16 protein-coding genes are annotated in these 16582 nt (G+C 50.9%); 15 read left to right on the top strand and 1 reads right to left on the bottom strand.

The window, feature by feature from the left end; translation table 11 throughout:
• Positions 1-151: 151 nt before the first annotated feature.
• The 14 genes from BN6628_RS20860 (at position 152) to BN6628_RS20795 (ending at position 14797) form a co-directional block, all read left to right on the top strand.
• Positions 152-1039 carry an ABC transporter ATP-binding protein gene (locus BN6628_RS20860; RefSeq protein WP_068620236.1) on the top strand — a complete coding sequence of 296 codons (888 nt, stop codon included), beginning with the start codon at positions 152-154 and terminating at the stop codon, positions 1037-1039.
• On the top strand, positions 1032-3251 hold the full coding sequence (locus BN6628_RS20855; RefSeq protein WP_068620235.1) for an ABC transporter permease: 2220 nt from the start codon (positions 1032-1034) through the stop codon (positions 3249-3251). Before BN6628_RS20860 ends, BN6628_RS20855 begins: the two co-directional genes overlap by 8 nt.
• Positions 3244-3954, top strand: coding sequence for a hypothetical protein (locus BN6628_RS20850; protein ID WP_068620234.1), 711 nt, complete (start codon positions 3244-3246; stop codon positions 3952-3954). Before BN6628_RS20855 ends, BN6628_RS20850 begins: the two co-directional genes overlap by 8 nt.
• A 64-nt stretch (positions 3955-4018) precedes the next feature.
• The gene (locus tag BN6628_RS20845; RefSeq protein ID WP_068620233.1) at positions 4019-4657 is read left to right on the top strand and encodes an RNA polymerase sigma factor; all 639 of its coding nucleotides are present in this window, start codon (positions 4019-4021) and stop codon (positions 4655-4657) included.
• Entirely contained in the window at positions 4638-5477 is an 840-nt protein-coding gene (locus BN6628_RS20840; protein WP_068620232.1) for a hypothetical protein, read from the top strand. Before BN6628_RS20845 ends, BN6628_RS20840 begins: the two co-directional genes overlap by 20 nt.
• Before the next feature lie 2 nt (positions 5478-5479).
• The gene (locus tag BN6628_RS20835) at positions 5480-6346 is read left to right on the top strand and encodes an ABC transporter ATP-binding protein (protein WP_068620231.1); all 867 of its coding nucleotides are present in this window, start codon (positions 5480-5482) and stop codon (positions 6344-6346) included.
• 190 nt (positions 6347-6536) lie between these two features.
• Entirely contained in the window at positions 6537-7445 is a 909-nt protein-coding gene (locus BN6628_RS20830; RefSeq protein ID WP_068620230.1) for a LysR family transcriptional regulator, read from the top strand.
• Between the two features lie 138 nt (positions 7446-7583).
• Positions 7584-7856: a glutaredoxin family protein gene (locus BN6628_RS20825; RefSeq protein WP_068620229.1), complete on the top strand. Its 273-nt coding sequence runs from the start codon at positions 7584-7586 to the stop codon at positions 7854-7856.
• A 20-nt stretch (positions 7857-7876) separates the two neighbouring features.
• Complete coding sequence (locus tag BN6628_RS20820) at positions 7877-9211, top strand: LLM class flavin-dependent oxidoreductase (protein ID WP_068620228.1); 1335 nt, start codon at positions 7877-7879, stop codon at positions 9209-9211.
• A 40-nt stretch (positions 9212-9251) separates the two neighbouring features.
• Entirely contained in the window at positions 9252-9488 is a 237-nt protein-coding gene (locus BN6628_RS20815) for a hypothetical protein (RefSeq protein ID WP_068620227.1), read from the top strand.
• A 211-nt stretch (positions 9489-9699) separates the two neighbouring features.
• Entirely contained in the window at positions 9700-10992 is a 1293-nt protein-coding gene (locus tag BN6628_RS20810; protein WP_068620226.1) for a homocysteine synthase, read from the top strand.
• Positions 10993-11390: 398 nt separating this feature from the next.
• On the top strand, positions 11391-13328 hold the full coding sequence (locus BN6628_RS20805; protein WP_068622509.1) for a heavy metal translocating P-type ATPase: 1938 nt from the start codon (positions 11391-11393) through the stop codon (positions 13326-13328).
• Positions 13329-13584: 256 nt separating this feature from the next.
• On the top strand, positions 13585-14526 hold the full coding sequence (trxB, locus tag BN6628_RS20800; RefSeq protein ID WP_068620225.1) for a thioredoxin-disulfide reductase: 942 nt from the start codon (positions 13585-13587) through the stop codon (positions 14524-14526).
• Between the two features lie 37 nt (positions 14527-14563).
• A complete protein-coding gene (locus BN6628_RS20795) occupies positions 14564-14797 on the top strand; it encodes a glutaredoxin family protein (protein ID WP_068620224.1) in 234 nt (77 codons plus the stop codon).
• Between the two features lie 146 nt (positions 14798-14943).
• Here BN6628_RS20795 and BN6628_RS20790 read toward each other — a convergent pair whose 3' ends face one another.
• The gene (locus BN6628_RS20790) at positions 14944-15141 is read right to left on the bottom strand and encodes a hypothetical protein (protein ID WP_068620223.1); all 198 of its coding nucleotides are present in this window, start codon (positions 15139-15141) and stop codon (positions 14944-14946) included.
• A gap of 298 nt (positions 15142-15439) precedes the next feature.
• On the opposite strand from BN6628_RS20790, the gene BN6628_RS20785 reads away from it, so the two are divergent.
• Complete coding sequence (locus BN6628_RS20785; RefSeq protein WP_068620222.1) at positions 15440-16567, top strand: transglutaminase domain-containing protein; 1128 nt, start codon at positions 15440-15442, stop codon at positions 16565-16567.
• Positions 16568-16582: the final 15 nt, after the last annotated feature.

Genomic DNA, 16582 nt, shown 5'->3' with positions numbered 1-16582 from the left:
GACTTAAGACCTAATTATATCATAGTATGAGAGAGAATTCCCAGCAAGATTTATAGAACAAGATTAGGATATGCTCAACTATTTGGCAGGGTGGTCCGTTATAGGAACAAGCCGCGCGGCTCCAACTATTTTGTTCCAAAGAGAGGTCTATATGATTCATATTGAGAACTTGTCCAAAAGATACCGTAAGGATACTTGGGTCCTCCGGGACATTGATTTGAATCTTAACGAAGGAATGGTCGGCCTGCTTGGCCCTAACGGGGCAGGCAAGACGACACTGATGCGTATTCTAGCCACACTGGTCCCGCCAACATCCGGGGAAGCCGTTATAGCCGGAATCCCGCTCAATCAGCCAGATGAGCTCCGCAGGATCATCGGCTACCTGCCTCAGCAGTTCCAGGTGTATCCGCAGCTGACAGGACTTGAGTTCCTGGATTATGTTGGTGTGATGAAAGGCCTGACTGATGCGAAGATCCGTCGTGCCGAGATTGACCGGGTTATTGAAGAAGTCAACTTACAAGACAAGGCTGCCAAGCGGGTAAAAACGTACTCGGGCGGGATGCGAAGACGTTTGGGGATCGCCCAGGCCCTGCTTGGTTCCCCTCGGGTTCTTATTGTGGATGAACCAACCGTAGGGCTCGATCCACAGGAGCGGGTGCGCTTCCGCAATCTGCTGACGAGGTTCAGCATGGGAAGAATTGTGCTGCTGTCTACGCACATTGTGGCGGACATTGAGAGCAACTGCCGCCAGATCGCCGTGCTTGACCGCGGAGCGGTAAAGCTGGCTGGAGATCTGGCCGATCTTCAGCGGTGCGGTGAGAACCGGGTATGGGAAGCCCGCTTGAGCGAGATGGAATTCGCCAGACTGGACCCCGCAAGCATTGTGACCACCCACCGTGAGGAGGAAGGAGTCCTGTGCCGGATTATCGGGGAGAAGCAGCCGGTATCATCAGCGGTTACGGTAAGCCCGTCCCTTGAAGAAGGGTACTTATCCCTTCTCTGGTTGGAGAGCAAGGAGGGTGAGCCAGAACATGAGTAGGTCATCCTCTGATTTACAGAGCCGCCAAGCGGCATCAAGAACGCTTGTATTTCTGCGTAGCCAGCTTTGTTTGGAGTTTAAGCTGCTAAATCACAGTCTGCTGCTTAAGGTCTTACCCATTCTATTCATGATCTACATGGCATGGTATCTCTTCAGGCCACTATCCAATCCACCGTATCTCACGATCTACGAAGCTTTCTCGTACGGTAATATGATGACCGTTGGAATCGCCGCTACGCTTGGGATCGTGTTAGTAAGAAGAGATCTTATGCGGACAGGCTACGAGTGGAGCCAGAGCTTGCCACTGACGATGGCAACGAGAATAGGAGCCAAATTTATAGCAGGTGTAGTGTATATGACCCTGCTTACCGCCGCCGCTCTATTCATATTCATCATATTCTCGTTAAAGCATGGGGTCAGTGGTGGAGTGATTGCCGACCGTGCGCTGTATTTTGTCTGTGGTTATGAAATCTCCCATATGATCAGTTTGGCGCTAGCCATGCTGTTAGCCGTCTGCATTCCGAATCGGGTGGTGTTTATGGGCGGATTTATAGTCTGGATATTTGGCACATTTTTCATAGAGCGGTTTGTAATCCGGGAGACCCGTCTCATCTATTTAAAGATATTCAGCCTTAATCCGTTCTTTCAATACAGCGGAGCCGTAAATGATCTATGGGGTTTAACTCTTGGAACCAGGGAATGGATGATGTCATTGACCTTGTTATTCCCGCTTGCGCTTGGTATGCTTGCCATTTCAATTTTTCTGCTCAACAGAGGAAGGCCGAGCTTCCGAAGGAACCCATCTGGTTGGGCTATAGTTATCTGCATCGTGGCGGGTTTAACCGCAGCAGTTCCTTATAGGGGGTACTGGACTGAACAATACGACACCTATCAAGAACGGATGGAGGACGTTTCCAAAACTCATCCAAGTTCATTGAACGGACACAGAGATGTCAAGGACATCTACCCTATTCAGGATACCCGGATAAGGCTGACCCGTCACAAGGATGACTCCTTGACTGCTGCTGCCAATCTGACTATAAACGGCAGTGTGCTGAATCCTGCCAAAGAAATATCTTTAACCCTCAACCGGACATTCACAGTTGAAGGAGTTAAGGTTGATGGAAAGACGGTTTCTTTTACTAGACAGGGGGATTCCCTCAGGATACATCCAGTGCAGCATGCAGGTAAGGAACTCCATATAAATATCGTGTACAAGGGGAAGGTATTGGAGTTTAATCCGGGCACCACGAATCTCTATGAGGCGTTCGTTCAAGGGTCTAACGTACTCCTTCCACAATATATGGCTTGGTACCCGCTGCCGGGAAATCAAACAATATATGAATCAAACTCGAGCTTATCATTGGTGTCGCTAATAGGCTTACCGATGGAGCTTCCCTTCACAAACTTCCAGCTAACAGCAGAAGGATTCACCCAGCCTTTGTATACGGGGCTAAATGCAGTCAAGCAGGATGGAGGGGTCCAGATATTTGAGATGCGCAAAAGCCGGGGTGTCAGCCTGTTCAGCGGTGAGTTGGCGGAGATGTCCAACAAGGATAAGGCGCTTCATGTGGTATCAGCTCCTTACGAGCATCAATCGGCTCAAGCCATATTGAACTCAGCCGATACAGTCTACCGGTATTTCTCCAGTTGGCTTCCCAACTTAAAGTTGAACCACAACCGTCTCATTATCCTCGGTAATGATATGTATAAATTCAGCAGTGAATTTAATTCGGAGAGCAATTATGACTATCTGCTGGGATCCATGTATCCTTATCAACAGTATGGTTTTGTTGCAGAAAAATGGCTGAATTATGCAATGTTTGGGACCGAGAAAGGAAGATTTTTCTCCGAAGAGGAGCACGAGGATGTCCGTCCTCAAATCAGGTCGATGTTCTGGTACTTGTATTACCGTGACCAGCAGAAATGGACGGATCGGCAAATTCGGGAGAAGGTCAATCTTTATCAAATTTCGCCATTGGTGAATCTCGAGGGGACTAGCCGGAATCCCGGCTTCCTCAAAATGCGAAAACAGGTGGCCAAGGCAATTGATAATGATCAGTCTACCAAAGTTAAAAAAGTGCTGAGTCACTTCTATACTCAAGGTCTGGAAATTCCCTTAAGTATTGAAGCCAAACATTCCGATTTCAGCAAACCCATCTCCTATGCGGATTGGGAGAAAGAATGGAAGCGGGTGATGGAAGGTGAGTAAGACGCAAATAGCCAGGCTCCAGATTGAGCTTAGGCTTGTGCGGCAGCCGCTGGCTTGGATGATAACACTGCTGTACCTGCTTCTCCTGTTCACCATGGTTACGGGGAGTCCTGATGCTCCCCGCCCAGTGTACTATTATAATGAGATGGCAATGTTTGTATTTGCAGTTATGACAACGGTTCTCCTGTTTCACAACGAAATTGGCGGCAATGGTATGGAGGTAATTGCCTCATACCCGATCTCCCTGGCAAGGCTGACGATGCGCAAATGGCTGCTGTGCCTAGTTGCTCTCGGGCTGGCAGAGGTCGGATGGACCACGGTATATTGTCTGAAGTATGGTACGGTTACAACCTTAATGTACACTTGGAAGGACACCTCGTCGCTTGTCGGCACCCATGCGGCAGCATTATTTATACAAGCCCTGCCGTCGTATATGCTTATGTCTGCTTTAACCCTTGCAGGCATCATAGTGACCCGTACCCTGTACGGGGGAATGGCGGCGGGATTCGGTTATTGGATGCTGGATTCGATAAGCTCGGGAGATTTGTTAAAAGACTACACCTTGTACACGGCGTATTTGCCTGAACAGGCTTCATTTTCTTGGAACCGTACAGTTTACGTTACAGCCTCGCTGATTCTTCTAGCTGGTTCAGCCTGGCTGGCTTCGCGAAGACACCGGTGGATATCCAGGGAAGAGGAGTAGGACTCTCAGTAGCAGAGCAATCTAAATCACCTTAGCTAAAGACAGAGAGGAGGGAGTGAAGCGGATGATCCCGGATGAGGAATTATGCAGGCGCATGGCTGAAGGGGATCAGGAAGCCTTTGAAATGCTGGTCACCAGATATCACGGTCCTCTGCTGAGCTATACAACGCATTGGCTGCGTGACCGGGAGAAGGCCCAGGATATTGTGCAGGAAACCTTCATCCGGTTGATCCGCCAGCTTCAGACCGGCCAGCTTGATTATGTGAAGGCCTGGCTGTACCGGGTTGCTATGAATCTGTGCAGGGATTATTGGCGGAGCGCAGCTTATAAATTGGAGCAAGCGGGTATAGGAGAGCTTCCCGAGCAGGAGGACATCTCGCCAAGCGCCGAGCGGATTGCGGAGATGAAGGAGACCGGAAGGGAGTTGGCAGCTTCTCTGGAACAGCTGCCTGATCCGCAGCAGACGGTAATCCGGCTTCGTTTCTATCAGGATATGAAGCTGCAGGAGATAGCCGATCTGCTTGAGATTCCTCTTAGCACGATCAAATCGTATTTATACAAGGGACTAAAAAAGCTGGAGAATGTCCTGAACCGCTCCAAGGAAGACCCTGGCTGCCCTAAGACGCTTAGAACATCTATCCCGTCCAATTCATCTAAACTGAAGGAAAGTGAGGCACGCATTCATGAGTCATCCATCCGATAAAGAGCTTGAAATACTGGAGAATAAGCTGCGTGGGCCGCTGCTTGAGGCCGTTCAGCCACCACCCTCCGCCTCGGAGACAGCGTGGTTAATCGGCTCCCTGCAGGGCGAATTCGACCAGCTCAAAGAGCGTTCCCGGCAGGCAAGGCTTGACTTCAACCCCGCGGTAGAGCCGCCTTCCCTCCGCCGACTGCTGATCGGCCAGTTCAGGTTAAACCGGAAATGGCTGATGATTTCCGGGGCGGCTGTATTCCTGATGCTGATCCTGGTTGTAGATCCGGAGCATCCTCTCGGCGGGGCCTTTAGCGGCTTAAAGCTGGATGTATTTCCCTTGTTTACCCCGCTTCTGCTGCTCGTGTCCATGCTATACAGTTTCAGAAGCCGTGACCGGGGAATGCGGGCGATTGAGACGATAACCCCTTATCCGCCGGCGCTGCTGATCTACAGCCGGATGATGATCGTCACGGGGCTTGTGCTAGGATGGGCGCTGCTCAGCACGCTGATTATCGCGGGGAGAGCAGCCCTGTCAGGACATGGCACATTCCCGGCAGGTCCATTTCTACTGGAGTGGCTGGGGATTTCACTTCTTACCGGAGGGACGGCTATGTTCTTCCTGTTCTACAAAGGGCAAAAGAGCGCCATGGCAGCCTCGTTCGCTGTATACCTTCTTTGGACCGGCTATGTCCAAGGGCTGAATGCACGCACTCCCGATCCTGTGTGGGTTCAACCGGCAAATCTGATGATGATGGGGCTTGGCCTCCTGCTGATCGGCCTGTCCTATGCTAAGAGCAGGCGTCTTGGGCATCTGCAGAGTGGAGATTGACCATGATCCGTATCGACAATCTGGAGCATACCGTGGGCCGGTTCGTTTTGGAAATTAGCCGTACAGAGCTGTATGGAGGCATAACGTTAATAGTGGGAGCGAATGGAGCAGGGAAGACAACTCTGATGGAGCTTCTCGCTACTGTGAAGCTGGCAAGAAGTGGAGCCATTCATTATCTCGGCCGGGATCCCGCCCGGAGTCTTCCGCTGATTCGAAGCCAAATTGGCTATGTTCCGTCTGAGATTACACTTCATGAGAACATGACTCCGCGGGCCGTGCTGCTTTATCTGGCAGAGCTTAAAGGAACGGCCCATACGGGCGCAGTAGATGAAATCCTGCGCGATTTCCGGCTGGTGGATTGCCAGGATATCCGAATCAAGAAGCTGTCTCAAGGCGTACAACGAAGACTTGCCATTGCGCAGTCCCTGCTGGCCAGGCCGAGATTTCTGTTCCTCGATGAACCCTTGAACGGTCTGGATGTGGATGAACGCCGCTGGCTGCTGTCCTATTTGGCCAAGCTTGCTGGAGACAATCTAATTGCAGCCTCTGCCCATGAGTTGAACGAGTGGGAGGGCATTGCGGATTATATTATTTGGCTGGATGGGGGAAAAATCAGATATCAGGGGAATACTCAGACATGGAAGACAAGCCTGCCATGGGAGGTCTGGGAAGGAGAGGTGAGCCGGACGGAGCTCGAGCGTATTCCAGTGGAACGGCTGATCCATTCCCGGCTGCTGCCGGATGGGGGGATATGGATTCGGCTTACAGGGGAAAGCCGGCTGTTCGATTCACTGCACAGCAGTGAACCGACCTTGGAGGATGCTTACTTCATTCGTAAGAGCTATACGCTGCAGAGGTTAGCCAGGTGAGCAAGCTTGATTAGCGCTAATAAGTAAATTGGCTCATAGCCAAAAGACGAAAATCATACGTCTTTTGGCTATTTTTGTTAAATTTGTAATTGACGACTGCCTATACCTTGCCGTATACTCATCCCAAATATTAATCCAAGTTAATTAATGAGATAAATCGGAATAAATATCAAGGGAGGAAAAATGGCCAATGAATATCGACAATATCGAAGCTTTTGTCTATGTAGTCCACTTCGGGAGTTTCAATAAAGCCGCCGATGCGCTGTTTCTGTCACAACCCTCAGTGACAGCCCGAATCCAGTCGCTGGAGCGGGATTTGGACTGCCTGCTTTTTGACAGAAATGGCAAGCGGATTAACCTCACGGAGAAGGGGCAGCGGTTTCTGATGGACGCCCAGGAGATACTTCGTATTTATCAGAGATCTAAACTTCAGCTCCATCACAGGGAAGAGCTGCCTGGCGAGCTGAGGATGGATTGTACGATTTCCGTTTCCAACTACATTATCCCGGAGGTTCTGCCGCGGATTAAAGAGGATTTCCCTGGGCTGCAGATCAAGCTGACGACCACGACAAGTGATCTTATTCTACAGAGAGTTCTTCGCAGGGAAACGGATCTGGGCCTTGTCAGGCATGTTGTGCATCCACACATCCATTCTGTGAAGCTGCTCGATGACCCGATCCGGCTGTTTGTATATGAAGGCCATCCCTTTACAAGATTTGCAAGTGTTTCCGCAGAGCAGCTGGGGGTGGAATCGTTTATCTTTTTTGAGTGCGGCTCTCTGGACTGGGTGAAGATTCAGCGTTCATTTGAAAGTCTGCGCCATCCGCCCCGTATCGAGTATCAGGTGGACAACCTGGAGGCGGCCAAGAAGCTTGTGATGAACCGGGCCGGAATTTGCTTTCTGCCGGAGCTGTGTGCCAGGAAGGAAGTTCAGGAAGGAAGGCTGATACCTGTTGAGGTGCCGGAGATCTCGGGCAATTCGCTGCACACGCATATTATCTCTCTTCAAGGGGAGAATGCCGGACTGTGTGAGGCGATCTTAAGAGCGGGCCGGGATGCACTTCTTAGAAGGGAATCCGATATCAAAGTTCTCTATTAATGAATAGAAACTGTTGATTAGGTAATCGATTGACGTCGGGAAAAACCGGGTGGTATATTTATCGCCATAAATACGATTTAATCTATCGGAATTATAGTTTTATTGTTTCGAAAATTTAATCTCTGGAGGTAAAATATCATGTCCGTGAACCGGAAAATCGTCCTGTGGAGCAAAACAGGCTGCCATTACTGCGGGGAGATAAAAGCATTCCTTGAGGCCAACCATTATGCTTATGACAACATCGAAGTGGCCGGTAACGATATTCTTCGCGACGTACTGGAAGTTAAGTACGGCGTAAGACACGTCCCTGTGGTTGAAGTGGGCGGCGATGGGAAGTATGAAGCCCTGCTCGAGGCCGATATTGAGAAGCTGAAAGCTCTTCTGACCGCGAGTGAAGTTGTAAGTTCTTAAGATCAGAGAGGAGGAACAGTATGGCGCCCAGTAAAAAAATTAAATTTGGAGCCCTCGTTCACGGTGTTGGAGGCTCGGTATCCTCTTGGCGGCATCCGGATGCGATCCCAGACGCCAGTGTGAACTTTGAATTCTACAAGCGGCAGACCCTGAAGGCGGAGGAGGGGAAGTTTGACCTAGTCTTCATTGCTGATGGCCTCTACATTAATGAGAAGTCCATTCCGCACTTTCTAAACCGGTTTGAGCCTATCACTATCCTGTCCGCGCTGGCTGCGGCCACCTCCCGGATCGGTCTGGTCGGCACTCTATCCACCTCATATAGCGAACCCTTTACGGTGTCCAGGCAGTTCGCTTCCCTGGATCATATCAGCGGGGGCCGTGCGGGCTGGAATGTGGTTACTTCCCCGCTTGAGGGCTCTGCACTGAATTACGGGAGGGCGGAGCATCCCACGCACCCAACCCGGTATAAAATTGCCGAGGAGTATCTGCAAGTAGCTAAGGGCTTATGGGATTCCTGGGAGGACGATGCTTTTGTCCGGGACAAAGCATCTGGCGTCTTCTTCGATCCGCAGAAGCTCCATACGCTGAACCACCAAGGGGAATTTTTCTCTGTGAAGGGGCCTTTGAATATTGCCCGCTCCAGACAGGGGCAGCCGGTGATCTTCCAGGCGGGGTCTTCTGAAGATGGGAAGAACTTGGCCGCGAAGGAAGCGGATGCGGTGTTTACCGGCCATGACACTTTGGAGGAGGCGCAGGCTTTCTACAAAGATGTGAAGGAACGGACTGCTGCTTTCGGCCGTTCCCCGGACGATATCATAATCCTTCCAGGCATCGGTCCGATTGTAGGCAGAACGGAAGAGGAGGCAGAGCGCAAGTATCAGGAGCTGGCGGGACTGGTGACGATTGAGAATGCCCTTAACTATCTGGGCCGTTTCTTCGAGCATCACGACTTCTCCCAGTACCCGCTGGATGAGCCCTTCCCGGACCTAGGGGACTTTGGCTCGAACAGCTTCCGCAGCGGCACGGAGAAGATTAAGCAGAAGGCGAAGGAACAGAATTTGACCCTCCGCGAGGTTGCACTGCAGTCTGCGACGCCAAGATCGGGCTTCATCGGAACCCCGGAACAGATCGCGGACAAAATTCAGACTTGGTATGAACAAGGAGGGGCAGACGGGTTCATCATCCACTCCGAGCTGCCAAGCGGTCTTAGTGATTTTGTGGATCTGGTTGTTCCGATCCTTCAGGAGCGCGGGCTATACAGGCTGGAGTATGAAGCGGATACGCTGCGCGGCAACCTGGAGGTGCCGATTCCAGAGAACCGGTATGCCAAGCATAAGCAGGAAGTGGGCAGCTGACAGGTTCAGGGTGATCTAATTTGATCTAGACTGAAGCCGATTGAAACCTCGTATACCTGATGGGCTGATTGGCGGAGAGGAACTCGCTTCTCATTCATCCTGCCGTGCAGCCTGGCTGGTCCGGCGTGATCCGCTGATTCAGCATGCTGGAGGAGGGGATGGTCAATTTCAGAGTCTGATCCAAAGCCCAGCAGCCGCCAACAGACAAGAGCTGGCTCTGACCGTGATTACGGACGGAACGGTCCACTCAGAGAGCATAATGGCTGGAGGGACTTAAAGCTGTCAAGCGAGCTGGCCAGAAGATTGGCGTTTAAAGTGGAATATGGGATTCCCGTTCTGTCGGCAGAATCAGCAGGCTGCTGATGAATTATAATAAAACTCATCAAATTTATCGGAATAGTCTTTTCAAATTAGCTGATGTGTGAGAGAATATGGAAAATGCATTCATACAAAGCGGCAGTTGTATTTGAAAAGGAGGATTTATATTCATGACAGAAGAACGCAAACTCGCTTTTGAAACTTTGGCCATTCACGGCGGGCAGGAGATCGATCCGACCACGCAATCCCGTGCGGTACCGATCTATCAGACCACTTCCTACGGTTTCCGCGACACCGAGCATGCAGCCAACCTGTTCGGACTCAAAGAGTTCGGCAATATATATTCCCGGATTATGAATCCGACGAATGATGTGTTCGAGAAAAGAATTGCGGAGCTTGAAGGCGGAGTAGGAGCACTTGCGACTTCTTCCGGTCAGGCGGCAATCACGTTCGCCATACTGAACATTGCCGGAGCCGGTGATGAAATAGTATCCTCTTCAACACTATATGGCGGCACATATAACCTGTTCTCAACTACGCTGGCCAAGCTGGGGATTAAAGTTACTTTTGTTGACGCCTCGAATCCTGAGAATTTCCGAGCAGCGATTACCGATAAGACAAAGGCTCTCTATGCAGAGACGCTGGGGAACCCGAAAGGCGATGTATTGGATATCGAAGCTGTTGCCAAAATCGCTCATGAGAATGGAATCCCGCTTATCGTGGACAACACATTCCCAAGCCCATACTTACTCCGGCCAATTGAATTTGGAGCGGACGTCGTTGTTCACTCGGCCACCAAGTTCATCGGCGGTCACGGAACAACAATCGGCGGAGTTATCGTAGACGGCGGGAAATTCGATTGGAAAGCCAGCGGCAAATTCCCTGGACTGACCGAGCCGGACCCAAGCTATAACGGTGTAGTGTATACCGATGCGGTAGGACCGCTTGCTTATATTATTAAAGCCCGTGTTCAACTGCAGCGGGATCTGGGCGCGGCCTTATCCCCATTCAACTCCTGGCTGCTGCTTCAAGGCTTGGAGACGCTGCACCTGCGTGTCGAGCGCCACAGTCAGAATGCGCTCAAGGTGGCACAGTATCTGGAGGCTCATGAGGATGTGGAATGGGTCAGCTATGCAGGGCTGCCAAGCCATGAATCTTATGAGCTGGCGAAGAAGTATCTCCCGAAAGGGCAGGGGGCTATCCTGACTTTTGGTATTAAGGGCGGGATTGAAGCCGGACGCAAGCTGATACACAGCGTCAAGCTGTTCTCCCATTTGGCGAATGTCGGCGATTCGAAATCGTTGATTATCCACCCGGCAAGCACTACGCATCTGCAGCTTACCGAGGAAGAGCAGGCAAGCGCTGGCGTAACGCCAGGATTAATCCGGTTGTCCATCGGCACGGAGTCGATTGATGATATTTTGTATGATCTGGAGCAGGCGATCAAGGCCAGCCAGAATTAGTTAAGTGAAGTAAGCTAAGTTAAGTTATGTGAAGTGAAGTTCCGATCTCACATCGTTCATCTCTCTTATTGCGTCGTTCCCCATAATTGGGAACGGCGCGTTTTTTATTATGACGTAGAAGTAGCGGTTTGAAAAAAGCCTCAAATTTGTACCGGATGCTTCAAAAAAAATAGATAAATTGCTGTTTACAAGACAGGAGCAAAGGGTTAATATACAAGTAAAGTTTCTTTCAGGAAACAAAATTGTATTAGTACAAAAATGATTATCATTCTCAATGAACATGCTGCTTCGGGGGTACCCGGAGCAGCATGAGCTGTTTTAAGGGGATTAATAACGGCTCTCATTCTCAATTAGACGGTCAGGAGCAGTCCGGCCGCAAAGAAAGGAAAGTGATAAACATGCAAGCTATTCATAAATCCATCCCGGCTGCCAAAAAGGCGGCTAATCAACCGAATCCGCGGCGCAACAAGCGTCAGACACTCTTAAATCTGCTTCAGCATAAGGAGATGCTTCAAGCTCTGGGAAGCGGAGTATTGATGCTCGCCGCCTGGGGCATCCATGAGTGGGCACCGCTGCTGTCCGTCGTTGTCTATGTGATCTCCTATGCTGTAGGCGGCTGGAATAAAGCAAAGGAAGGGATCGAGACCCTGGTCAAGGAACGAGATCTGGATGTCAATCTGCTCATGATTGCGGCTGCCATGGGGGCAGCGGCGATTGGCTATTGGAATGAGGGAGCGATGCTGATTTTTATTTTTGCGCTCAGCGGTGCGCTTGAGTCGTTCGCTTCGGAACGGAGCCGCAAGGATATCTCGGCGCTGATCTCCTTGAAGCCGCAGACAGCTCTGCGAATTGAAGCTGACGGTATGAGAGTGGTGCCTGCTTCCGAGCTCCAGGTGGGCGATCTGCTGCTCGTCAAGCCGGGGGAAGTTATTCCGGCGGATGGGATCATCCAGAGCGGAAGCTCAGCGGTGAATCAAGCTTCGATTACCGGGGAATCCATACCCGTGGATAAGATTGCTGGAGAGGGTGTATACGCAGGCACATTGAACGGGGAAGGAGCTTTGTATGTGGAGGTGACAAGTCCCTCCGAGGGCTCTTTATTCTCGAAGATCATTGCTCTTGTAGAAGAAGCCCAGGGCGAAGTGCCTAAATCTCAAAGGTTCATTCAAAAGTTCGAGGGCATATATGCCCGTGCGGTTGTAGGCATTACGTTGTTCTTGATTGTACTGGCACCGTTTCTGTTTGGATGGTCGTGGGAAGTGACCTTCTACAAATCCATGGTGTTTCTGGTGGTTGCCTCGCCATGTGCGCTGGTTTCCTCCATTATGCCCGCCATGCTCTCCGCGATGTCGAACGGTGCCCGTAAAGGGGTGCTGTTCAAAGGCGGCGCCCACCTGGAGAACCTAGGCTATGCCTCAATCGTCGCCTTCGATAAGACGGGTACGCTGACGGCAGGAAGCCCAGAGGTGACGGATCTTCTGGCTGCCGATAGCTATGACCGGGATGACGTTCTTCGCCACTGCGCTTCTGCTGAGAACCTGTCCGATCACCCGCTGGCTAAGGCCATTGTGAGAGAGGCTGGAGTGCGCGGGCTTGAACTGCTGCCGGCCTCCGAGATGAAGTCTATTGCCGGTTGGGGGATTGAGGCGCGTGTTGGCGGCGGAATCTGGAAGATTGGCAAGCCGTCGGCGCTGGACGGTCAGCTCCCGCAGTGGTGTAAGGAGGCGGTGAAGCAGCTTGAGTCGGAAGGCAAGACAGTCTCGGTTATCCTGCACGGGGAGATCACTGTCGGTCTGATCGCACTCCGCGATAATATCCGCCCGCAGTCTCAGGCTGCGGTGGCAAGGCTGCAGAAGTTGGGCGTGAAAGCTGCAATGCTTACCGGTGACCACCATGTCACAGCAGAGGCGATTGGCCGGGAGGCCGGCGTGGACCAGATTTATGGCGATCTGCTTCCGGTAGATAAAGTGGAGCATGTCAAAGCCCTGCGTGAACAATACGGCCATGTCGTCATGATCGGCGACGGGGTTAATGATGCCCCCGCTCTGGCAACGGCTTCGGTCGGGGTGGCCATGGGCGCAAGCGGAAGCGCTACGGCACTTGAGGTAGCGGACGTCGTGCTGATGAACGACGATCTGGAGCGAATCGCGGAAGCGATCAGCTTATCCCGGCGGGCGCGGCGGATTGTGAAGCAGAATATCGTGTTTGCGGTTAGCGTCATCCTGCTTCTGATCGCCGGGAACTTTATCGAAGGTATTGCGCTCCCACTAGGGGTGATCGGTCATGAAGGAAGCACGATCCTGGTTATTCTGAACGGCCTGCGCCTGCTCCGATAGGCCCTTCATCAATCCTTCATTTAACCTTCACTGAACCTGTCCGCTACGAATATTGACGGTTCATGAGTGATTTAAGATAATTAAGACATAGGAAATGAGCCGCTTTCGGCAGCTCATCATAAGGCGATTACAACACTGAGATGTGCTATGTGTCGGGAGATTATGTTTAAGAGGCAGCAAGTTTATGGAATACAACCTCTGAATCCCCACTGGTTCAATTCACACAGTCTTAAGGATCATGATAGGAGACGATGTTATGTATAAATCAATTATTGTCGGAACAGGCCCTGCCGGTCTGACCGCTGCAATCTATTTGGCCCGTGCCAATCTGAACCCACTTATTATTGAAGGCCCACAACCGGGTGGTCAGCTGACAACGACTACAGAAGTCGAGAATTTCCCTGGCTTCCCTGACGGTATCATGGGACCTGAACTGATGGACAACATGCGCAAGCAGGCTGAACGCTTCGGAGCGGAGTTCCGTACAGGCTGGGTGAACAGCGTGGACACAAGCAGCCGGCCGTTCAAGCTGCAGGTTGAAGGGCTCGGCGAGCTTGTAACAGAGACCTTGATCATTTCCACAGGCGCGACGGCTAAGTATCTGGGCATTCCTGGAGAACAGGACAACGTGGGCCGTGGAGTGAGCACATGTGCAACCTGTGACGGCTTCTTCTTCCGCGGCAAAGAAATTATTGTTGTGGGTGGCGGGGATTCCGCGCTTGAAGAAGCAGGCTTCCTGACCCGGTTCGCTTCCAAAGTAACCTTGGTTCACCGCCGTGACGAACTGCGCGCATCGAAGATTATGCAGGATCGTGTTCGCGCGAATGAGAAAGTGGAATGGGCACTTAACCGTACTCCGCTTGAGGTGGTAGCGGGAGAGAATGGAGTAACCGGCTTGAAAGTGCGGAACAACGCTACAGGCGAAGAGGAATTGATCGAAGCCAGCGGCGTGTTCGTGGCAATCGGACATCATCCGAACACAGGATTCCTTGGCGGCCAGATTACTACAGATGAGAATGGGTATATTGTAGTTAACCCGGGTACTTCTGAGACTAACGTTGAGGGAATTTTCGCCTGTGGGGATGTTCAAGATACCCGTTACCGTCAGGCTATTACAGCAGCTGGAAGCGGATGTATGGCGGCTATGGATGCGGAGAAATACATTGAAAGCCTGGAGCATCCAGCCGCAGTATTGTAAGATCAGCTAAATTTATATACAGGAGTGATAGAGAACCATGGAACAAGCAATTGTGTACACAAGCACCAACTGCCCGCACTGCAAGCAGGTGAAGAGCTTTTTGACCGAGAAAGGTGTAGCTTTTGAAGAGCGCAATATTGAGACTAATGATGAATATGCCCAGCAGGTATGGGATATGGGACTGCGTGCGGTTCCGGTTACGCTCATCGGCGAATTTAAAATTGTGGGCATGAACAAGCTTCAGTTCGACAAAGCACTGGCAGCTAATTAATATAAAAGGGCACGTTCCGCCGTATTCTCCAGTTCGGCAGAACGTGCCTTTTTTTGATATAACGGCCATAAAAAGCAGGGGGACCTCCAGCCTCTAAACAGAGCGGGGCCCCCTTGGTCATAGATGTATCCGGTTCGAAGGCCGGATCAGGTTATCAGATTGATCACAAACATAAAAATCAAGTAGCCCACTACTCCGGCTCCGATTAACGTGAAACCGGCTTTCTTCCTGGATTGAAACAGACGAAGGGCCCCCAGGCTGAAGAGCGGCGCAATTATCAGCAGAAAGAAAAATACGGTAACGAACATCTGCACGGAAATATCGGAAATATTCGGGATGGTCATGGCTCTCTTCTCTCCGTTTCTACAAAAATCAGGTTTGCGCAATGATCTACATCACACATTCGTAACTTTATTATAACGAAAAACGGTTTTGTTGGGACATTTTTTCATACGGAATTTATGCTGAAATACGTCTATTATATGAACAAACCCTCCCATGTTAACCGTTTTCAATCGACAAAACTAGAAGGCCTTCGCTCTGGCAAGCTATGGTACAATATTGCCGAAAGCATGTACTTAGTTATTTCCGGTTACTTCGGATATTCAGGACACCAGCAGTTTGTAGAAGGGCGGGAGATTCATGAAGGAACGCCGTTTAGAATGGGTCATGATTGTATTAATCGGATCGCTTCTACTGGGAATTATCCCATCCGCAGCCAGTTGGGGGACCGTATATGCAGGCTCTGATCAAGGTGTGGTCACGACCGCCGAGCAGATACAAAGCAAGCTTGTAAACGCCATGAAGTCCCGAATCGAATCATTCACATTCAATTACAAAGGAAGGACCGCCTTGCTCCGAGGTATGCTGAATAAGGCAGTGACGGCTGCTTTGGAAGTGGATGTGTACACCAAGTATGTCGTTGACAGTTATTCGTTCACCTGGCGGGGGACTGAGAACGCTGCGGCCGTAGCTGTGCGCCTGATATACCGGGAGACCCCGGCACAGACCAGCTATGTGAATGCCCGTGTGAAGCAAATTGCCAAAGAGCTTATCAAACCCGGCATGGATGACCATGCCAAGATCAAGGTAATTCATGACTGGATTGTGCTTAATCTTAAATATGACACCGCGCTGCGTAAATATACAGCATATGAAGGTTTGAAATCGGGAGAGGCGGTATGTCAGGGATACTCGCTGTTGACTTATAAGCTGCTTAAGGAGGTCGGCATTGCCAATTTGATCGTTGAAGGCACTGCAGGCGGCCAGCTCCATGCCTGGAATCTGATCAAGCTGCAAGGCAATTGGTATCACCTGGATGCGACTTGGGATGATCCCACGCCTGATCAGGCGGGGCAGATTCATTATAATTATTACCTTCGCACGGATAAGCAAATGGCAAAAGACCACACCTGGACCCGCAAAAAGTATCCGGCGGCCACCGTATCCTACAGGGATAACCTGACGAAGCTGCAAGCGGCTTCCACCAGCCCGGCAGCCCGCTTTTATCAGTCCCTTATGGATGATTTGGGATATAATTTGTATTTAGCAGGCAGTACGGTAAGCTCGATTGAGGGAATCAAGAGCAAGGTGCAGGAAGCGATTAAGATGGGCCGTAATTCAGTAAGCCTTCGTTATTCAGGTTCCGTTGATCAGCTCACGGAGGATCTTCCTCACCTGTATGATTTGAATATCCGTCATATCACTTACTTTAACGAACCCCTGGAGGATACTCCGGATCTGAAGGTCCGGCTTAACTGGGAGAGTTAAGACTCGGTAAAGGCT

Source organism: Paenibacillus tuaregi (assembly GCF_900086655.1).
Taxonomy (GTDB): domain Bacteria; phylum Bacillota; class Bacilli; order Paenibacillales; family Paenibacillaceae; genus Fontibacillus; species Fontibacillus tuaregi.
Note: the sequence above shows the minus strand (reverse complement) of the source record. Positions and strands in the feature narration are given on the sequence as shown.